Raw genomic sequence first — 20,200 nt, forward strand, 5'->3', positions numbered from 1 at the left:
AAAAAGATGCGTATTCTACCAGTGCAAGGACACATACTCAAAATCTTTATCTCAAATAAATAAATATTTTTATTTGGCGGTAATGATTGCATTGATTATGATAGTATCAGGATCACAAAATTGCTTATTTTTCTTCATATGTTTAAAAAATTTACTTTTTTACTGTTTGTTATTGTTGCCTTTTTAACTTCTATTGCCATTAAAGCGGTTGAAGTAAAGGATCTGTATCAAGCGAGTATTGCTATTGATTCTCAAAGTAGCAAGGATAGAGCAGGCGCATTAAAAAAAGCGTTAGCAGCCGTATTGCTTAAAGTGGGCGGTGAAAAAAACGTTTTAGACAATGATGTGATTAAAAACGCATTAGGTAATTATAATTCATATTTAAGTCAATATCGCTATCAACAAAAGTCACTTCAAATAGTTGATGAAAAAGGAAGTAACAAACTACTCTTTTTGTTGGTTAGTTTTAATCAAGAAAAGATCAATACTTTATTTCAAGAGGCTAACCTCGCTTTATGGGGGAGTTTACGACCTAAAATATTACTTTGGTTAGTTGATGAACACGGTTTAACACGTAATATTATTTCAAGTACGTCAGCCTCGAATTTACCGTTAGTGATTAGTGAGTTTTCATCACAACGTGGTTTACCTATCATGTTACCCTTGATGGATTTAACCGATGCTAATCAGATCAAACTGAGTGATATTTGGGGACGTTTTCAACAACCGATCAAAGATGCATCGAACCGCTATCTTCCAGAAGCTATTGCTGTAGTAAGGATATCAGATTCAAGTTTAGTTGCGTTAGATTATGATAATGGCACAACGGAGTCAGACAATTGTGGTTTACTGTGCACAGAGTCTAGAACAAAAATATCTAATTACGTGTTGGATTGGAGCCTATTAGACTGGAGCTTAGTTGAAGGGCAACAAAAGTTTAGTCAACAATATCAAGGTAATGATCCACAAGCACTATTGCAGCAAGGGTTGGCAGATATAACTGAGTTGATTTATCAGTATTATGCATTATCAGCAACCAGTGACAATGATTATATAATAGACGTGGAAAATATCGATTCTTTAAATACTTATGTAGAAGTTTTTCATTTTCTGGACGAGTTATCGTCGGTCAAATCCGTCATATTGGTAAGTGCTAAAGGAAGTAAAAGACGTTTTAAATTACAACTGCTTGGCACTCAAGAAGCTTTACTCGCGTCTCTGAAGTTAAATAAAAAACTTACGCAAGTTATCGATCCGTTAGCCCAGTTTAATGAGCCGGCAGACGAAAACGATGAGCCATTGGCCCCCGTTTTTAATTGGGATAAATAATGACCAACACAGCACAGCTTGCTTTGTCTGTTCAGTTACCTGACGATGAGGTTTTTGAAAGCTACTTAAGTAACACAAATAGTGCAGTAGTAAGTCAACTTTCCATTTTTGTCGAAGATATTGCAAAAAAACAATCTAGTCAGCCAAGTTGCTTTTATTTATTCGGCTTAACCGGTGTTGGCAAATCACATTTGCTGCATGCTAGCAGCGCCTATGCTTCACAGCTTGGAAAAACCTCAGTGTGTTTATCTTGCGCTGAGTTATTAAAACTATCAGTAGAAGTGTTAGACGGCTTAGAACAAATTGATTTTATCTGTTTAGACGATATTCAGCTCATTGCGGGCAATCAAATTTGGCAACAAGCGATATTTGATCTTTATAATAGGGTTTGCGAACAAAATAATCATTTACTGATTAGCGGTGATCAAAGTGTTACTCAGCTAAAGCTAACCTTACCCGATTTACTTTCTCGTTTGAGTTGGGGGTTAACGGAACAACTTAAACCCTTAAGTGATAGTGAAAAAGTAATGGTGTTACAATTTAGAGCACTAAAACGAGGGTTAATGCTCAGTGATGAAGCGGGAAATTTTTTAATTAACCGATTATCTCGCACCATGTCAAATTTAATAACGTCTCTTGATATTTTAGATAAAGCGTCAATCAGAGAGCAGCGTAGAATTACGATCCCTTTTATTAAAGATGTGTTAAATATTTCTTAACCTCCTCTATTTCATAAATTAACAAAAGAGTATGCGATGAAAACAGTCAATTTTGGGGGAAAAAAATAACCCCGTCTAAAATCATTTGTATTGGGCGTAATTACGTTGATCATATTGCTGAATTAGGCAATGAGATACCTGATGAAATGGTTGTCTTTTTAAAACCTAATTCTGCTATCTCTGAAGTGTTACATGCGACCCATCAAGAACCTTTGCATTATGAAGCTGAGTTATGTTTCGTATATGAAAAGGGACGTTTTATTGCCGTTGCAGTTGGATTAGATCTAACTAAACGAGAATTACAGAATAAATTGAAAACAAAGGGATTACCCTGGGAACGAGCAAAAGGCTTTGATGGGGCGGCTTTGTTCAGCGACTTTGTTGAAATTAACACAATTGATGATGAATTAAGTTTAGAGCTAAAAATTGACGGCAAAATAGCGCAAGCGGGTGGTGTAGAGTTAATGATGTACAAACCTGAAGTTATTTTGACTCAACTCAAAAGTTTTATGAGCCTAGAAGATGGTGATATTGTTATGACGGGCACGCCAAAAGGTGTAGGTCAAATAATTGAAGGGGCTGAATTTGTGGCTAAAGTAACAAGAGGCGATAAAACACTGACATCAGCCTCTTGGTTAGCGAATTAAATTATTTTTAGCAATGTATAATCAAAGTAGCAAGTTTAAAAATTTGCTACTTTTCTTTTTTTGGCTTGCGAATACTTAATCCCAACTCTTGCCCTTTATATTTTGCATAGTAACTACAGCCTAAAAACATGGTTGACGCAAAGATAAGTTCTAAAATTGCCCAAAGTCGATCATCGGGTAGTACCCATAAGGTGGTCAATGAGTGTAAAAAGTAGATTAACACAATAAAATTAGACCAAGCGTAAGTAAAGGGATTTCCTTGTAACAGTCCTTTTAAAGGAAAAAGTAGCGGTAAGGTAAAAAGTATTAGCGTAGTTAGTGTGCTTAATCCTTCACTAGGCGACAATACTAATAACCATAAAGGCATAAAAATAAGTAAAGAAAAATAACCGAATAAGGCCATTTTTTTTAAATTATTGGTAGAAATTCTTTGAGTCGTCATGGGGTATTTACAACACTATAGTTAGCATGAAATAGTTAGCATAAAGCTAAGGCATTTTGGGGAGGTCTACCAATAACCGCTTTTTTGCCATCAGTGACAATAGGGCGTTCAATTAGCTTGGGTGTTGCTGCCATGGCGGCAATTAACGTTTTGTCATCTGCTCCCTTAAGGTTTTGCTCTGTAAATTCAGTTTCTTTTACACGCATCATTTCAATAGGAGAACAGGCTAATAAGGTGAGTAATTTTTCTATGGTTTCTTGATTTATTGGATTTTTGAGGTACTCAATAACATTAATTTCTTTATTGGAATTTGTTTTAATCAACTCAAGGGTTTCTCGGCTTTTTGAACATCTTGGGTTGTGGTAAATGGTTAACATAGTTGATCCCTTGCTTCTTACTGAGTCTATTAATTAGCACAGTTTGTGAGTAAATTTTTTATTGGTGTATTATAAAGAATATGTGTTGAGTTATAAACGTTTGAGTTTATTTTCTTGTTCTTGTAGTTGCAATATTCTTGCTTTTATTCGCTTTTGTAACAATGGTTGTTCTTCCACAAAGTCATAACTAGTTTGTAATTCATCTACTGCTTTGTTGTATGCGCCTAATAAAGCATATACTTCAGCTTTTGTGATATGCATTAACCCTTTTTTTCCTTGTTTACGATAAACCGTGGTTAAAAGATCATAAGCTATATAGTTACCAGGGCTGATTATTAAAAAGTCTTGTAAGACCGATGCCGCATGTTCATAATCACCTGATTCAAGTAACGCGTTGCCATAATTAAGACTGATAACTTGATTGTTTGGCATTAACAAACTTAATTCCGATAGCATGGTTAATGCAGCATCATTCATCTTTAAAGCAAGGTAAACATCAGTTAGTGCATCAATATAAAATAAGTTATTTTTATCAGTCTTTAATAAAAACTCTAAAAGATCTTTTGCTTGTTTAAAGTCTTTATTTTCAAAGTAAGAGAGCGCTAAACCATAATTTGCGGCTGCAGGTAAACTATAACTTTGCTTTTGCAGTTGTTGTTTGAAATTGGCAATATTGTCTGATGGTGTACTTTGGTATCGCGCTTTTATTCTTGCTTTTGCTAATTCAAAACTAAGATTTGGCGATAATTGCTTTACAGGAAATTGATGTGCTCTTTGTCTTGCATCCGCAATGCGAGATTCTGGTAAAGGATGAGTTAATAGCATTGCCGGTGGTTTGCTAGCATAACGATACTTTTCTGACATTTTAGCAAAAAAACTGGGGGCACCTTGCGGGTCAAAGTTGCTGTTTGCTAATAAGGCAATTCCTACTCTGTCTGCTTCTTTTTCATTGCTTCGAGTATAATTAATACTGGCTTGTTGAGATGCAGCCATTGACGCACTTAATGCAGCCATACCAACTGTTGGATTAACCAAAGCAATTAAAATACCTGATACCAATCCGGCCATATTTAATGCTTGCGAATTACTTTGAGATTCTAAACGACGTGCTAAATGGCGTTGAGTAACATGCGATATTTCGTGAGCAATGACTGAAGCAAGCTCACTTTCATTCTCTGCAGTCGTTAATAAACCGCTGTGTATACCAACGTGACCACCAAAAAAAGCAAAAGCATTTAACTCATTGTTGTTTATTAAGAAAAATTCAAATGCATAATTAACATCTTGAGCATTTTTAACTAACTGATTACCTAAATGATTAATATATTCAGTTAAAACAGGATCTTGGATGATAGGTTGAGTCGCCCTAAGTTGACGCATCATAGCTTCACCAATTTGGCGTTCTTTATCTAAAGAAAGTACGCTAAACCCTGAAATACCAATTTCAGGAAGTTTGTTTTTATTATTTTGTTCACTGGCCTTAACGTCAAAAGTAAACAGTTTAGCTATTATAATTGTCAGGGTAATGCTAATTAACAGCGGTTTTTTGTTAAACAATATATGATCCTATTACTTCTATTTCTATTATGAGATTGATATGCGTAAAGTTATGAGAGTCTGATGATAAATATTCAAGATTAATTATAGAATATTTACGATTTGATACATATCAATGTATCGTTATAAGATATTAATCAAAATAGATAATCTTATGTACTTTGACCACTGCTAGGTTAAAAGATTCGGTTAAAATTGAAATTTCTTTATAATCAGCCTAACTTAGCGATTAATTTAACTATTTATATCAGTATAGTTAATATAAGATAACGACATAATTGTCGCAGATAACTTTGTTAAAAAAAGAAATAATTAATGATTTTTCAATACGATGCTAGTCATGAAAAGTGTCCACTTCCGTTGGTTAATTTACGTATTATTTTGAAAAAAATGAAAAAAGAAGATGTCTGTGTTTTAAAAATAAGTGATATTGGCTCAAAAGAAAGTATTCCTAATTTATTGGCTAAATTAGGTTATCGCTATCAGCAACGTATTATTGATAATAATATTGTTGAAATCACTTTATCTAAACACAATGTAAATTATTCTTAATAGACAAAAGGAAAGATATGTTTAAGCTGTTCAGCGACTGGTATACACGTAAGTTTTCAGATCCTCACGCGGTAACGCTTGCGGTTATTTTAGTCTGCTCATTTTTATTTATCGCTTTGTTTAGTCAATTGTTGATGCCCGTACTTGTTGCTTTGTGTATTGCATTCTTGCTTGATTTACCTGTAAATAAATTAACTAATTTAAAGTTATCCAGAACGGGCGCAACTATCATTGTTGTGGGAGCGTTTGTTGGCATGACTTTGATTGCTATGTTTGGTTTAATGCCAATTATTTGGAAGCAAAGTAGTAATTTATTACAAGAAGTTCCTCACATGGTTTCAGAAGGGCAAAAGTACTTATTAACTTTACCTGCACAATACCCTGATATATTTCAAGCATCACAAATTGAAACCTTTATTTCAACGATTAAAGATAAACTGCTTGAATGGGGGCAAGTAGCTTTAACGGCATCACTTAATTCAATTTTTGATCTTGTCGCTTTACTGGTTTATTTAATTTTGGTGCCTTTAATGGTGTTCTTTTCCTTAAAGATAAACGAGATCTGTTTGCAAATTTTAGCCGTTTTTTACCTAAAGAAAGACGAATGGCCATTCAAGTAGGTAAAGAAATGAATCAACAAATTTTGAATTACATTCGCGGTAAAGTAATCGAAATACTTATTGTTGGCATTTCAACAACTATTGCTTTCATCTTTTTAGACTTACGTTACTCGGTATTATTAGGGGTGTTAGTTGGCTTGTCTGTGTTAGTGCCTTATGTTGGCGCTACTGTGGTTACCATTCCTGTATTTTTAGTGGCTTTATTCCAATGGGGCTTAAGTAATGAACTAGGCTATGTAATGTTAGCGTACGGTATTATTCAGGCGATCGATGGAAATGTGATTGTACCTTTATTGTTTTCAGAAGCTGTAAACCTTCACCCAGTCACTATTATAATTGCGGTCATACTATTTGGAGGTTTATGGGGTTTTTGGGGGGTATTTTTTGCGATTCCTTTAGCAACTTTAGTAAAAGCTGTTATTAATGCTTGGTCTTGTACCCAAGAAGATTATGAACCCGCCCAATAATGCCCAATAATTTGACATAATCTTTTATTAGTAAATGGCAAAAAATCTGTTTGCCATTTTCCTCGTGTTTTACTTGCTTACTAACTCGCCACTCATACGAGGTACAAGCTATGTTCGGTCTTTTTAAACGTCATACAGTTGAAATGTCACCTGAAGTACGAGGACGCATTATTGATGGTATTAGATTTATTTGGCTAATTCTTTAAGCGTGTCTATCACCACTTGGTGATGATCTTTCGTTTTAAATTTATTAAATACGTGAGAAATTTTACCATCAAGTCCGATCAAAAAACTTAAACGGTGGATACCATCGTACTCTCTGCCCATGAATTTTTTTAATCCCCATACACCAAAATCATCAGCTACTTTGTGATCAACGTCAGATAGTAAAGTAAAGTTTAATTCGTCACGGGCACAAAATTTTGCTAAACGTTTTGGCTCATCGGGTGAAATACCAAAAACCACGGTATTTAAATCATTCAATTGGCTTTTACTATCACGTAAACCTTGAGCTTGAACCGTGCAACCGGGAGTCATTGCTTTGGGATAAAAATAAACTAACACTTGTTTTTTGCCTATGTAATCTGCAAGGGCAATGTCTTTTTCGTTTTCATCTTTTAGGATAAATAATGGCGCTTTATCGCCAACAGTTAAGGTATTCATAGGTGCCTTTTCTTAATCTTGGTAAGGGTTGATAGGATGAAGTGTTTATACATGGTTTTATATAAAATTATGAGGGGCTTCTTTAATACAGCCTTGAACGCCAAATTGCTCACAAAGTTGTAAGAAATCATTTTCAATTTCATCAATACTGATCTTTTGTGTTACAGCAATAGAAATACTGGCACTCATATTATGCGTTTGAGGGTTTATTTTGGATCTTAAAGAAGAAATATCTATTTTCCGAGTAGCAAAAAATGCAGTCATTGCTTTTAAAATCCCGGGTTGATCTGTACCTGTATAGTCTGCTTGATAATGTTCTACGAGATCGTAAGACTTATGACCTGACGTTCGTTTCATCATGGTAACTAAATCTAGATTATGAGCCACCATAGGTAGCCTTACTTCAATCTTGTTAATTGCACGGTTATCACCATTTAATAGCATGATAAAAGTGAATTCTTGCCCGAATATAGCCATTCTACTATCTAAGATATTACAGTCACATTCACTGGCTAACTTAGTGAGTTCACTAACACAGCCAGTTCTATCTGAGCCCATAGCGGTAAGTACTAAATATTGAGACATTGTTTTACCTTGTCGATAAAAAAAGAATTATAACGCATCTAAAAAATAAAAATAACCTTCACCAATGATAATAATACGCTTGTGTTTGCAAAAACAGGCAAGTACCATGGAGCGCTAACAAATTGATGCTGTTTTTAGGTTGTTTTTAATCGAGACAATTGAACCATTTAGGGTTTAAACCATCAAAAGAATACTATTTTATTGACCCAACGTGGGTTTTTCAGGAGTTTTAATGAATCGTCAGTTGTTTTATTTTTCTGTGATTACTTTTACATTGTCGGCATGTAGCAATGTTGATAATAAGCGGGCACAGGGAGATTTTGATTATGCAAACAAACAAGAAGCTAAAGTGTTTGTTGTACCTGAAAATTTGGACAAGCCTGCAGTACAGAAAGAGTACCTAATTAACAAAAAAATTAATAATAATGGTCCAATAGGAAAGAATATGGATATCAGGGCACCATCCTTGGTATTACCTGTTGCGGCTTCTTCTCGAATATTAACAGAGACAAGTGATCCAATCATTTGGTTTGACAAAGTATTAGAGAAGAGAGACTTATTAGTTTTTGTTGAAAACGCATTATTTAGTCAATTGAAGTCAGATGGCGTTGATTATGAGGAAGTTAAGAAAACTGAACCTACTCAAGATAAATCTATAGCAAGACATAAAACGTATGAATCTCAATGGTATCACCATGAAGTTGAAACAGGTTGGCTTTTTAAAGATCTTGAACTTTCTACCAGTATGCGGTTTCGTTATGAATTTTATCTTAAACCACATGGGCGTAGTTTGTCATTACAGGTTTCTTTGATTGATTATATGAAAACGGATAGTCGTGGTGGCAGTAAAACGATAGACCCTATCGATAAACAACGTGCTGAAATGAATATGCTTAATGAAATTGTGGCGCAGGTTGACTATCAATATCGATTAGAGCAAAGAGAAAACCGTTTGATGCGTGCTAATCAAAAACTCGTTATTATTGGTGAAAATAAAGCAACTGAACCCGCTTATATTGTTGAAATGAGTTTAGACAATTTGTGGGAAAATATGCCTATTTTCTTTGAGAAGCATGGTTTTACTATTAGTGACTTAAATGAAACAAATAAAATTTACTACGTAGATTTTGTTAAACCAGAAATGAGTATTTGGGACAGCATTTGGGGTGATAATCAGCCTGTAATTGAAGTTAGTGATGCTAAATATCAATTTGTGCTTGCGCCAATGGATGACAAAAATCAAAAAACATCGGTGACTGTGTATGATTCAGAAGGTGTACCTTTGTCGATGGATGTATTAGATCGTATTTTCCCTATTGTAGAAAAAGGATTATCGTTTAGAAATCTTTATTAAAATTGATATGCAGGAAATTTAAAAATAAAAAACGCTGAATTTTCAGCGTTTTTTTTGTTTACACGTTAATAATACCAGTGTCATTAATTAAGTGAGCTGTTCTATACGTAAAAAATATACGTAGAAAAAATTGCTAAATACAAGGCATTTATTTTAATAACGAGTTGTTTAATAATTAATGGTATAACCTATTCTTTATTGTCACTCTTAATCGTTGGCATTTTATGATCAGTACGATGAGTTCTGGGTAAGGTTTCTTCACGGTCATTTAAATTTTGTTTACGCATTTTGTGATGAGTACTTTTTTGGAAAGTACTGAAATTTCCAATAATAAGAACTAATGCGATGCCTATTATTAAATAAGCTATCCAGTTATCCATGTTTAATCCTATTGCCTTTGTTATTTAAAATATGATGGATATATCTTAATAATCAATTGTCTGAATGTTATTTATGTATTGTTTAAAAATAGTCGGTAGATTTTCAATAATGGTTGTTTTTCCAGATATATCTGTTTTTTCTAATATTGTTTGAAGTAACTCATTATTCGATTGTGATTGATATTGCTTAGCAAGTGGCACATAAGATAAATGCCAAGGCTCTGCGGCAACACCACCTCGGAACACATCGTAGGGAAAATAAAATCCATGCTTTGTTGCATTAGCTGCTAACTTGACTTGACAGTCTTGCCATCGGTCCGGTACTCGCATATTCCCACGGCTCTAATGTTAATGACGCCCCGTTTAATAAATTTTCAGCATAAATATCAATGTCGCAGCCCCAATGATGTCTACTTGCACCAGGCAGGGCTGAGAAAAGTAAAATAGCTTTAATGATATCAATTTCATTAAGTTGGCTAATATTGACTGAATCTCCCGCCATATTTTTAACAGCAGTTTTACCATTAAATTTATTATTCCAAATGAGAAGTTGCCGTTCAAATGAGCGAAAACCACTCGCAATTTTGATTTCAATATCTGCTTCAGCAGCACTGGTTACCAGTGATTGAAAATCATCAAGCATAAGTTGATGTATACCTAAATTTTTACGATGACCTGTTTGTTCAAAATAATGAATATGCTGATCTGTTAAGCCCAAGCATTTGTGCCGGTATATCACCTGTTAAAGTATGATTTACCGCTTTTTTACTGTTCATTTGGTAATAGCACCTGTTGTAAGCAAGCATAGTAAATATCGCAAAGTTTATCTAAATCCTGACATACAACAGATTCATTTACTTGATGAATGGTGGCATTACATGGGCCTAATTCAATCACTTTTGCACCGGTTGGGGCAATAAATCGTCCGTCAGAGGTTCCACCCGAGGTTGATAATTGTGGATTAGTACCGGTTACACTACTAACAGCTTTTGTCACCGATGTTAGAAAATCACCAGTTTTGTCGCCAAGTTCAGTAATAAATGGTTTTCCATTGAACGTCCATTTAATATCGAAATCTAGTTGATGTTTATTCAATATTGTTTCAACTTGTTCCACAATTATTTGATCGGTTAGCTCTGTGCTATAACGCAAGTTAAATAATGCCGTTAAATGGCCTGGAACAACGTTAGTTGCGCCTGTACCTGAATTAATATTAGAGAGTTGAAAACTGGTGGCCGGAAAATATTCATTGCCATTATCCCAATGCAATTGACTTAGCTCCGCTAAAGCAGGCATGGCCATATGAATTGGATTAATAACATGATCTGGATAGGCTACGTGTCCTTGCTTACCTTTAATATCGACCTCTGCAGAAATAGAACCACGACGGCCATTTTTTATGATATCGCCGACAGAATTTGTGCTAGATGGTTCACCAACAATACAATACGTTATTTTTTCGTTGCGTGCTTCCAATGTGTCAATTACACGTGTTGTACCATTAATAAAAGGACCTTCTTCATCACTGGTGATTAAATAAGTAATAGCACCGTGGTAAGTTGGATGATCTGTAACGAAACGCTCAGTTGCAACAATCATGGCAGCAAGGCTACCTTTCATATCTGCAGCACCACGCCCATAAAGCACACCATCAATAATGGTGGGTTGAAAAGGGGGAGTGTGCCAAAGTGCTAGGTTACCCGCCGGTACAACATCAGTATGACCAAAAAACAAAATACAGGGGCATTATTATCAATGCTGCTTTCATTCCCATCACGTCTGGACCATAAGTTGATTGTATCTTCAAACACCATCGTTTCATTAACAAAACCTAATTTTTCAAGTCGATCTTTCATTAATTGTTGGCAACCTGCATCTTCAGGAGTAACCGATGGACGAGAAATTAAATCGATAGCGAGTTTTATTACATCACTGGTTTGCGTTGACATGTGTACCCTTAAAATATAAGTAATTAAATTGAAAATTTAATAGGAGTGTTAAGTTAAGCTAGATAATTATTTTTGAAAAATACGTTGGTACATCTCAGCTTTAAATCCTAAAAACAATTGTTCTTCCTTAGTGTTTTCATCAGATAACTTACTCGTCTGAATCAGTAATAAAGGACGTTTTAACAAAGTAGGCTGTGCCATTACTTGAGCAAAAGCTACTTCAACCGTTAGATTGTTTTTTATATCATCACTTAAGTTTCGGTAAGTTGTACTGCGTTTATTTAATAATGTATCCCAATCGTTTAACTGAACAAAACGTGTTAGTAATGCTTCAGTTAATGGCTGTTTTTTAAAATCATAAAATTCATAAGGTATTTGATTAGCAATCAGCCATTTGATTGATTTTTTAACAGTATCGCAGTTGTTGATACCGTATAAAGTGATATTTGTAGTCATATTATTTATTTGTTTTCCTTATTTTAATCATATTCACAACAAGATGAATAACTAGGTTGTGATTATTTCGTCATTACTTTCGTACAGGCTTTTTTACTCTCATGAAATTATTCTCGTGAAATTACTTCCTTTAAGGGTAACGACGACGTCCTGTAAATTTTCATTAGCCACTTATTTGCAGGTAAAGCCAAGTTAACGGCAGTGAAGGTCACTACTATAACTATTTTTTATCATTAACTCTAGCAGAGGCTTAGCAGTTTATCAGTGTAACAGAGTATCCACAAAAGCTGTGGACATCTCTGTGTGTAATCTTTGTGTTAAAAGTTAACTTGTTGATTTTAAATAAAATATGTTGTTAGTTTGTTTTTTGTCTCTTCTATTTAATATCAATTTTATTGTAGTACTACATTGCTTGAATGGCAGTAAGTGCGATGGTGTAAACAATATCATCTACTAAAGCACCCCGTGATAGATCATTCACGGGTTTGTTCATACCTTGTAACATAGGGCCAATACTGACTAAATCAGCAGAACGTTGCACGGCTTTATAGGTAGTGTTGCCAGTATTAAGGTCTGGAAAAATAAAAACCGTTGCTTTACCTGCCACAGGGCTGTTTGGCGCTTTTTTCTTAGCAACATTTTCCATGATGGCTGCATCATATTGCAGTGGCCCATCAATAATAAGATCAGGTCTTTTCTCTTGCGCTATCTTAGTTGCTTCGGTCACTTTTTCAACGTCTGCACCATAACCTGAGCTACCTGTACTGTAACTGATCATGGCAACCCGTGGTGGTATGCCAAATGCTGCAGCTGAATCAGCAGATTGTATTGCTATATCGGCAAGTTGTTCTGCATTTGGTTCAGGATTAATGGCACAATCACCATAAACAAGTACTTGATCGGGTAGTAACATGAAGAAGATAGAAGACACCAACGAACAACCGGGTGCCGTTTTTATTAATTGCAGTGCCGGTCTTATTGTATTGGCTGTTGTGTTAACAGCGCCAGAAACTAAACCGTCTACTTGACCAAGTTTTAGCATCATGGTTGCAAGCATTACATTATCTTGAAGTAATTCATTAGCAATTACTTCAGTTACCCCTTTATTTTTACGTAATTCCACCAATGGGTTGATATAATTATCACGAATATTCTCCGGGTCCGTTATCAATAAACCATCAGGTAAATTTATACCTTGGTGCTCAGCAATACGTAATATTTCCTCTTTATTACCAATGAGCTGACAACGTGCGATATTGCGCTCACAACAAATAGCTGCGGCTTTAATAGTGCGTATATCAGTACCTTCAGGTAAAACAATCAGTTTATTCGCCTGACGGGCAAGTTCAGTTAATTTATGTCTGAACGCCGGTGGAGATAACAAGTAATTTGACTCAACTTTCGAAGAAAGCTGCGTGATCCAATCTTTGGATAAATTATCAGCAACATGCTGTTTTACTTTTTCATGGCGTTGAAGGTCGTCTTGCGGAATTTCAGGGTTAAAATTCATAATATGACGAGAGGTTTGCCATGTATCCGAAGGTACTGATAATACAGGTAAGCCAGAATCAAGTGCTTGTTGGCAAAGTTCCCATACTTGTTTCGAAGGTTCGTAGCCATTTGTTAGTACTAAGGCACCGAGTTTAGTTCCGTTTAATGCAGATAAACAAGTGGCAATGATTATATCGGTACGATCTCCAGGGGTTACAATTAAGCGGCCAGGTACCAAATAACTCACTAAATTACTAACACTACGAGCGCAAAAAGCGACGCTACGGAAACGTCTGTGTTCCATTTCACCTTGATTAATGATTTTTGCATCGAGATAATTACTAATATCTTTAATGCGTGGGGCAACAAGATCCATTTCCCACGTAATGGCACCTAATAAATTAAAGCCTTTGTTTTTGAAAATAGGTAACTCTCGCCAAAGGGTAATATCAAAATCTGTATCTATATTTTCTTCATAAGGCAATAAGCCAAATTCATCTTGATCAGGTGAATTGAGCTTATTCACTATACAACCGAGTAAATGTTTGTTTTTAGTACCGCCATAAGTTTCAGCACTGACTTCTAGTCTTTCTTCAAACTCTTTAGCTGAATCATTTCCTGGGGCTGCAACCAATACAATATCTGCACAGAGTGTTCTGGCTACATCCCTATTGATTCTACCAAAGATAAGGTTGTCGAGTTGTTGGTATAAGCCCTTCAATAATGACAACATCTTGGTCTTTATTAAAATCATCAAAATTTGCAACAATATCCTCTAACACAATACCATGTTCGCCTTTCGCCATTTTCTCTTCAAAGTAGTTTAACGAAATACAACGACTGTTTTGAGAAAGGCTGATTGCTTCAATCGTTTTATTTTTTTTGGCTAATGAGTTTCTTGACGGTTGGCTAATCGGTTTAAAATGACCTACTTTAATGCCTTTTTGTTCACAAGTGTGCAATAAGCCTAACGCCACACTAGTTAAACCAACCCCTGAGCCAACCGGAATTAACATAATTCTGTGTGATTGGTTTTGTGTTGTATTGATATTTGTTGTTTGATTGTTTTTTGACATGTTACGTCTCTTGAATTTTGTCTATAGTGGCTATATCAGCGTTAATTTATGCTTTGTTAGGTGTTCTGTTTAACTAAGTAGCAATGCTGATTGCTGTGCAATCACTAACTCTTCGTTAGTTGCAATTACCCAAAAAAGAGAGAGAGAGAGAGAAGAAGGCCTTGATGATTCTGCTGCGATATTACCACTAGCACCAAAACGAGTTGCTAGGTTGCTTACGTCGCAAATTTTAAAATTTAACAAACTCAGTTGCGCGATAATTTGTTGTCTAACCCAGGATGAATTTTCACCTATACCACCTGTAAAAATTAAGCCATCTAATTCAGTTAAACTCGCACTAAAAGAAGCTATGCTCTTAGCGATACGATAACAAAATACGTCGAGCGCTAATTTCGCTAGCGCAGAGTCATTGTTTTTGCCTTCTAACATGGTTGTTTCTAATGTTCTACAGTCATTACTCAATTGTGATATACCTAACAAACCACTTTTTTTATTCAATAATGTATCCACTTGCTCAAGTGTATAACCAAGTCGCTCCACTAGATGGAAAATAATGCCCGCGTCAATATCGCCGCATCGGGTGCCCATCATTACGCCTTCTAGTGGCGTCATGCCCATACTGGTATCAACACTTTCACCATTCTTGATCACCGTCACACTGCATCCATTACCTAAATGCGCGCTAATTAAATTACAGCTAGCTAATGGTTTGTTTAGTAATTTTGCTACTTGGTTTGCTACAAAGTAATGACTAGTTCCATGAAAACCATAGCGTCTAATGCTATGTTGATTATACAGTTCAAATGGAATGCCATATAAATAGGCTTTTTCAGGCATAGTTTGATGAAACGCTGTATCAAATACGGCAATTTGAGGTAACGAAGCAAACGCCTTTTCACAAGCATTGATACCTATTAAATTGGTCGGGTTATGCAGTGGTGCAAGCTTAGCAAGATTCTCAATAGTGCTTTTAACATCTTCATTGATTAAGGTTGGTTGTGAGTATAGTTCACCCCCATGCACAACACGGTGTCCGACAGCACAGATATTTTGAACAAGGTTTAAAATATTAAGTTGTTTTACTAGGTTATTTAAGGCTTCTTGGTGATCATAGGGAGCGGCTAACGCTTTTGTTTTAGTTGATATTCCCTCGCTATTAGCATGGTATTTTATTTTAATACTTGCATCTTCTGTTGTTAAGCATTCAGCTAATCCTGATAATAAGGTGGTTTCTGATTCAGGTTGTATTACTGAAAATTTTACTGAAGAGCTGCCGCAGTTAATCACTAGAATGGCGGGGTTATTTATGAGCGTGTTAGATACGTTAGAGGAATTCATCATTCTTTACATATGACCTTAAAATAGTGAAGCAAAACAGTGTACGTATGACTATTATACCAGTTTCATTAATTAGGTGATTTATTTTATACGTTGAAATGATCACATAGTTAGTGAGATTGGTATTATAACGGTTAGAGAATAAAAATAGTTGATACAAGGCAAAATTTATATTAAATATGTATTACTTTTTAGAGTCACTTTTCCAAGTTATGCTTTAATGCTATAGTTATCTTATGAACTTATCTGTTGTTGAACTTATCAAGCTAGGCCAAAGGTATTGTAAACTTTGGCCAGAAAAAGCTGAATTAGCTAGGTACTTTGCCGACTATCGTGCTGTGCAAAGCGCTCGTTTTGTGTGTCGTTATTTTCCTGCTTTAGCGTTATTTACTGTGGTGATGCAACTTTATTTTGCGACAGGTTTTTTTACCGGTACAGGTAAAATAAATAATGCCTTAAATGCGTTACCTCAAGCCTTAGTATATGGTGTGTTTTTGTTGTCAATTCCTGTTCAAGCTTTGGTTATTTTGGGCGTAAAAGCGGATAAGTTTTTACCTCCTTCACTAGCTTCGTGGTATCGCAACGGGTTAGAAAAAGCGAAAGAGCAAGGTAGCGTTAATAAACTAACAGAGTTAACCGTTTCTAAACCTAAATACATTGATTTAGCTCAATTGTTACAGCTTACTTTCTCTTCTCGAAATTAATAATATTTAATTGTAGTGGTTAAACAATGTAGTGGTTAAACAATGTAGTGGTTAAACAATATAGTGTTTAACCACTGTTGTTAGTGTTATTTTTGATATAAACGCAGAACAAAATCTGCCTGACAAGTAAAAGTTGTCATGGAACTAATTTGTTTAATGAGTGCTTGTGATGCTTTAAAGGCGAAAGGTGTCATAGCAAGTAAATTTAGCACGTCATCACTTCCGTTAAAATGCATATGATAGGTTAATCTTTTTTCTTCAACGAGTGTTAATTTTTCTATTGGTTTTTTACTGGTATCATGCTCGTTAGCTTGTTTATATATAAGCGTCTTTAATTCAAATAAGTGTTGCTCGAGTGGCGTTACCGTTAAAAGAAAACCATCTTTTGCCAGTAATCGCGTGAATTCAGTTTCTAAAATTGGCGCATAAACAGAAACTATCCAACCAAAGTAACTATCTGCAAAACTTAATTTAGATAAAGTCCCGACACTAAAATGACATTGTTGATATCGTTTAGCAGCAATCTTTATTGTTTCTTTGGCAATATCGACACCATATACTTTATTTGTACTTGTTTTATATTGATGTGTATAAAAACCTTCACCACAACCTGACATCTAATACTGGCGCGTTTGAATTGCCATATTGTTGGTATAGCTCCAAACATTTTATCAACCAATGGTTGGTAAAAACCTTTATCAAGAAACGCACGTCTAGCATTGACCATGTCTTTATTATCGCCCGGTGCTTTTGAATGTTTAAACTGCACAGGGAGTAAATTAACATAACCTTGTTTAGCCCGATCAAAGCTATGATTATTAATACAACGGTAAGTATTGTCATTCAAAATCAAAGCTTGCTGACAAAGGGGACAAAGGTAGTTTTCTAATTCAGACATGCGTGACCTGTTGATCTAATTTTTGAAAGTTGACCAAATAGGTGCGTGATCAGATGGCTTTTCTATGCCACGTAATTCGTAATCTATGTCTGATTCTATACAATGTGTACTTAGGCTTTGTGTTGCTAAAATGACGTCAATACGTAAACCACGATTATCATCGAAACCACGTGAACGGTAGTCAAACCATGAATATTTTTCACTTAGATCGGGATGAAGTTGTCTGAAAGTATCAGTAAATCCCCAATCCATTAAGGTGGTTAACCATTCACGCTCTTCCAATTGAAATGAACACTTACCCGTTTTTAGCCAACGTTTGCGGTTTACTTCACCAATACCAATATCTAAATCCAGTGGTGAAATATTAATATCACCCATAACAACAATATTTTCGTCTTTAGTGTGATGCTCATTTAAGTAAGTCATTAAATCTTTATAAAATTGTCTTTTGTACGGATATTTTGTTTCATGGCTAATGTTCTCTCCTTGAGGAAAATAACCATTTAACACGGTGATCTTTTCGCCTTGGTCGTTTATGGTTTCTACCATAATCATGCGACGCTGAGCATCGTCATTATCAGTAGGAAAGCCTTTTTGAACTTTTATGGCTTCTTTTTTACATAACATAGCAACGCCGTAATGAGCCTTTTGACCATGAAAATAAACGTGATAACCCATGGCTTCAACTGCTTCAAGTGGAAACACTTCATCATGGACTTTAATTTCTTGTAAACCAATAATATCAGGTTGATGTTTATCAATAATTGCTTGTAATTGATGGAGGCGAGCGCGAAGGCCATTAATGTTGAAAGAGATAATTTTCATAAATAAAGCTCAAAAAAATTTGTTGAATATGCTACCAGAAACCCATTTAAAAAACTTGCGTTATTCTCTTTAACTCGGGGCTAATTGTCATTTTTTTGATAATAATACTGACTTATTTCAATGTAAATAAAGTGAGAGCTTATTAAAGAAACAAACAAATAAATTTAATTTTTTGTCATTTGGATGTTTTGTTATTTGGTATGTGCACGCAAATAAACAATATAAATAGCAAATTAAATTCATATAATTTGCTATTTATATTAAAGCTTTATGTAAAAGTGTCGATAACGTCTTTACTAAACACATGTAAAATGTCTTTTCATTAAATATTTTCATGGCTTCAGCATCAAACTAAGAGAACGAACCTTTGGCTGTAAACGTAGTAGATGACAACGTTAATAATAACACAGCAACGGTAAAGCCGTTGCTGCATGAATTGCAATTGGGTGAACAATTAAACCAATGCATTCATGAGTCAAGACGCTCAGACTTTTCCTTAATGTTAGCGATGTTATGCGATGATGTAAGAGAACAAAGCCAATTTGTGTTACCTAAATCTTTATCTGCTGATGGCTTGCCCGTAGATAAAAACACTCATGATAATATAACGCTAAGAAAATATTTTGACCTCCCTGAACAAGCTCCTTTATCGTTAGGGTCTATGCAGCAAATTGATGAGTATAATCAAGGACAATTGATTGCTAACAACGATTTGATAACGTTACATTTGTCAGACGCATTATCACCTAAACCACTTTCTTTTAGAAATGAACCTAATCATATACCTGATATTATTGGTAATACTAGTTTAATTTGCCAAGAGAAACATGCAAACCCTCAAAAAGAAGTACTTAATAAACCATTAAACATGCAAGTAGAACAATGGTTGAAATTGATTCAACATTCAGTTGTTAGTTCAAAGGTTGTAGATGTGGCAGCCTAAGCCTGCGGTTAACGTCAAATTATTTACCGCAACATTTTACCGCAACATTGTTTATATTTTTTCCCTTTTTTGGGTAACCAACCGGTAGCGTAGTGGTTACAAGGGCAAAGATCTTTTCGCTTTATTTCTGTAAGTTCACTGTGCTTAATAATATCACCGTCTAGATATCGCCAATGTAAGTTTTGATCTTTATCTTTTTCCTCAATAGCAGCTTCTAATACAAAACGAGAGTTTTCATGTAATTCAAATAATCTGTTGTCGTTAATGTAAAAAGCAGAAAACTCAACAAAATGTTCCGGTGAATCATTCGTTGTAACATGACTGTTGGGGTTTGTATTATGTACTTGCAAAGCAATCCATACACATGCATTGGCCCAGTCTTCAATGTCTTTTACGGTTTGTAATTCTTGGCTAGTTTTAGCATATGTATCATAAATATATTGGCTATTACCGCTAGCATAAGCACTAAAACGAGAACGCATCAACTGCTCAGCAGTTTTAGGGAAAGTTTGTGGGCCATGTTGCTCTGTAATATATGGCTGACAACAGTTGGCAAAGGTTTCACTGCTGCCACAGAAACATCTGTTTTTAGAGGTCATGGTCAATGGTAAAATTCTAGGTTTGATAATATTACGTTTTATTTTAGCATAAAACCATTTATCGCAGAAAGGCGTTAACTGGTGGTTTTCCCTTACACTTTCAAGCAAAAGTAAAATATTCTATTAGGCTATGTATATTGATCATCATTAGTTTGATCAGTATAACTATTACCTAAGCAAATTTAATGTTTTATATACATTCATTACAATTAATTATTCCTCAAAAATA

The 20,200-nt window shown here is 35.0% G+C and carries 21 protein-coding genes and 3 pseudogenes; 8 read left to right on the plus strand and 16 right to left on the minus strand.

The window, feature by feature from the left end; genetic code table 11:
• Nucleotides 1-120: 120 nt before the first annotated feature.
• Genes L3081_RS12760 through L3081_RS12770 form a run of 3 tightly spaced genes read left to right on the plus strand, consistent with a single transcriptional unit; the run spans nucleotide 121 to nucleotide 2,695 of the window.
• Nucleotides 121-1,329, plus strand: coding sequence for a DUF2066 domain-containing protein (locus L3081_RS12760; RefSeq protein WP_242286557.1), 1,209 nt, complete (start codon nucleotides 121-123; stop codon nucleotides 1,327-1,329).
• Complete coding sequence (gene hda / locus L3081_RS12765; protein ID WP_242286558.1) at nucleotides 1,329-2,048, plus strand: DnaA regulatory inactivator Hda; 720 nt, start codon at nucleotides 1,329-1,331, stop codon at nucleotides 2,046-2,048. The genes L3081_RS12760 and hda overlap by 1 nt, the downstream gene beginning before the upstream one ends.
• A 17-nt stretch (nucleotides 2,049-2,065) precedes the next feature.
• A complete protein-coding gene (locus tag L3081_RS12770; RefSeq protein WP_242287035.1) occupies nucleotides 2,066-2,695 on the plus strand; it encodes a fumarylacetoacetate hydrolase family protein in 630 nt (209 codons plus the stop codon).
• Nucleotides 2,696-2,741: 46 nt separating this feature from the next.
• On the opposite strand, the gene L3081_RS12775 is transcribed toward L3081_RS12770, so the two are convergent.
• The 3 genes from L3081_RS12775 to bepA all read right to left on the minus strand — a co-directional run bounded on the left by L3081_RS12775 (nucleotide 2,742) and on the right by bepA (nucleotide 5,071).
• A complete protein-coding gene (locus L3081_RS12775) occupies nucleotides 2,742-3,137 on the minus strand; it encodes a DUF2069 domain-containing protein (RefSeq protein ID WP_242286559.1) in 396 nt (131 codons plus the stop codon).
• 35 nt (nucleotides 3,138-3,172) lie between these two features.
• Entirely contained in the window at nucleotides 3,173-3,514 is a 342-nt protein-coding gene (gene arsC / locus L3081_RS12780; RefSeq protein WP_242286560.1) for an arsenate reductase (glutaredoxin), read from the minus strand.
• Between the two features lie 90 nt (nucleotides 3,515-3,604).
• A complete protein-coding gene (gene bepA, locus L3081_RS12785) occupies nucleotides 3,605-5,071 on the minus strand; it encodes a beta-barrel assembly-enhancing protease (protein WP_242286561.1) in 1,467 nt (488 codons plus the stop codon).
• 315 nt (nucleotides 5,072-5,386) lie between these two features.
• Here bepA and L3081_RS12790 point away from each other — a divergent pair, with 315 nt between their 5' ends.
• Both L3081_RS12790 and L3081_RS12795 read left to right on the plus strand, forming a co-directional pair.
• A complete protein-coding gene (locus tag L3081_RS12790; RefSeq protein WP_242286562.1) occupies nucleotides 5,387-5,623 on the plus strand; it encodes a sulfurtransferase TusA family protein in 237 nt (78 codons plus the stop codon).
• A gap of 17 nt (nucleotides 5,624-5,640) precedes the next feature.
• Nucleotides 5,641-6,710, plus strand: a pseudogene (locus tag L3081_RS12795) (AI-2E family transporter).
• 186 nt (nucleotides 6,711-6,896) lie between these two features.
• On the opposite strand, the gene bcp reads toward L3081_RS12795, so the two are convergent.
• Nucleotides 6,897-7,373: a thioredoxin-dependent thiol peroxidase gene (gene bcp / locus L3081_RS12800; protein WP_242286563.1), complete on the minus strand. Its 477-nt coding sequence runs from the start codon at nucleotides 7,371-7,373 to the stop codon at nucleotides 6,897-6,899.
• A 57-nt stretch (nucleotides 7,374-7,430) separates the two neighbouring features.
• The gene (locus L3081_RS12805; protein WP_242286564.1) at nucleotides 7,431-7,958 is read right to left on the minus strand and encodes a glycine cleavage system transcriptional repressor; all 528 of its coding nucleotides are present in this window, start codon (nucleotides 7,956-7,958) and stop codon (nucleotides 7,431-7,433) included.
• A gap of 232 nt (nucleotides 7,959-8,190) precedes the next feature.
• Between L3081_RS12805 and bamC the strand changes: the two genes are divergently transcribed.
• Nucleotides 8,191-9,312: an outer membrane protein assembly factor BamC gene (bamC, locus tag L3081_RS12810; protein WP_242286565.1), complete on the plus strand. Its 1,122-nt coding sequence runs from the start codon at nucleotides 8,191-8,193 to the stop codon at nucleotides 9,310-9,312.
• Between the two features lie 188 nt (nucleotides 9,313-9,500).
• Here bamC and L3081_RS12815 read toward each other — a convergent pair whose 3' ends face one another.
• The 7 genes and pseudogenes from L3081_RS12815 to L3081_RS12840 form a co-directional block, all read right to left on the minus strand.
• A complete protein-coding gene (locus L3081_RS12815) occupies nucleotides 9,501-9,692 on the minus strand; it encodes a DUF2897 family protein (protein WP_242286566.1) in 192 nt (63 codons plus the stop codon).
• Between the two features lie 45 nt (nucleotides 9,693-9,737).
• Nucleotides 9,738-10,022 (minus strand): M15 family metallopeptidase domain-containing protein, encoded by a 285-nt coding sequence (locus tag L3081_RS26950; RefSeq protein ID WP_274620523.1) that lies wholly within the window; start codon nucleotides 10,020-10,022, stop codon nucleotides 9,738-9,740.
• Nucleotides 9,973-10,410 (minus strand): M15 family metallopeptidase, encoded by a 438-nt coding sequence (locus L3081_RS26955; RefSeq protein WP_274620524.1) that lies wholly within the window; start codon nucleotides 10,408-10,410, stop codon nucleotides 9,973-9,975. The genes L3081_RS26950 and L3081_RS26955 overlap by 50 nt, the downstream gene beginning before the upstream one ends.
• A 47-nt stretch (nucleotides 10,411-10,457) precedes the next feature.
• Nucleotides 10,458-11,641: pseudogene (gene dapE / locus L3081_RS12825) on the minus strand (succinyl-diaminopimelate desuccinylase).
• Between the two features lie 66 nt (nucleotides 11,642-11,707).
• Nucleotides 11,708-12,097, minus strand: coding sequence for a Spx/MgsR family RNA polymerase-binding regulatory protein (locus L3081_RS12830; RefSeq protein ID WP_242286567.1), 390 nt, complete (start codon nucleotides 12,095-12,097; stop codon nucleotides 11,708-11,710).
• A gap of 403 nt (nucleotides 12,098-12,500) precedes the next feature.
• A pseudogene (gene pta / locus L3081_RS12835) lies at nucleotides 12,501-14,664 on the minus strand (phosphate acetyltransferase).
• Nucleotides 14,665-14,733: 69 nt separating this feature from the next.
• Nucleotides 14,734-15,972, minus strand: a complete 1,239-nt coding sequence (locus L3081_RS12840; protein WP_242287036.1) for an acetate kinase — start codon at nucleotides 15,970-15,972, stop codon at nucleotides 14,734-14,736.
• Between the two features lie 266 nt (nucleotides 15,973-16,238).
• Here L3081_RS12840 and yfbV point away from each other — a divergent pair, with 266 nt between their 5' ends.
• Nucleotides 16,239-16,706, plus strand: a complete 468-nt coding sequence (yfbV, locus tag L3081_RS12845; RefSeq protein WP_242286568.1) for a terminus macrodomain insulation protein YfbV — start codon at nucleotides 16,239-16,241, stop codon at nucleotides 16,704-16,706.
• Nucleotides 16,707-16,792: 86 nt separating this feature from the next.
• On the opposite strand, the gene L3081_RS12850 is transcribed toward yfbV, so the two are convergent.
• Genes L3081_RS12850 through xthA form a run of 3 tightly spaced genes read right to left on the minus strand, consistent with a single transcriptional unit; the run spans nucleotide 16,793 to nucleotide 18,429 of the window.
• Nucleotides 16,793-17,323, minus strand: a complete 531-nt coding sequence (locus tag L3081_RS12850; protein WP_242286569.1) for a methyltransferase domain-containing protein — start codon at nucleotides 17,321-17,323, stop codon at nucleotides 16,793-16,795.
• Nucleotides 17,233-17,604 (minus strand): putative RNA methyltransferase, encoded by a 372-nt coding sequence (locus L3081_RS12855; RefSeq protein WP_242286570.1) that lies wholly within the window; start codon nucleotides 17,602-17,604, stop codon nucleotides 17,233-17,235. The genes L3081_RS12850 and L3081_RS12855 overlap by 91 nt, the downstream gene beginning before the upstream one ends.
• A 15-nt stretch (nucleotides 17,605-17,619) precedes the next feature.
• Nucleotides 17,620-18,429 (minus strand): exodeoxyribonuclease III, encoded by an 810-nt coding sequence (gene xthA / locus L3081_RS12860; RefSeq protein ID WP_242286571.1) that lies wholly within the window; start codon nucleotides 18,427-18,429, stop codon nucleotides 17,620-17,622.
• A 367-nt stretch (nucleotides 18,430-18,796) separates the two neighbouring features.
• Between xthA and L3081_RS12865 the strand changes: the two genes are divergently transcribed.
• Complete coding sequence (locus L3081_RS12865; protein ID WP_242286572.1) at nucleotides 18,797-19,372, plus strand: VC2046/SO_2500 family protein; 576 nt, start codon at nucleotides 18,797-18,799, stop codon at nucleotides 19,370-19,372.
• A gap of 23 nt (nucleotides 19,373-19,395) precedes the next feature.
• On the opposite strand, the gene L3081_RS12870 is transcribed toward L3081_RS12865, so the two are convergent.
• Entirely contained in the window at nucleotides 19,396-20,079 is a 684-nt protein-coding gene (locus tag L3081_RS12870) for a YchJ family metal-binding protein (RefSeq protein ID WP_242286573.1), read from the minus strand.
• Nucleotides 20,080-20,200 lie beyond the last annotated feature (121 nt).

Origin of the sequence: Colwellia maritima, from assembly GCF_022669015.1 — a bacterium.
Classification (GTDB): Bacteria; Pseudomonadota; Gammaproteobacteria; order Enterobacterales; family Alteromonadaceae; genus Colwellia; species Colwellia maritima.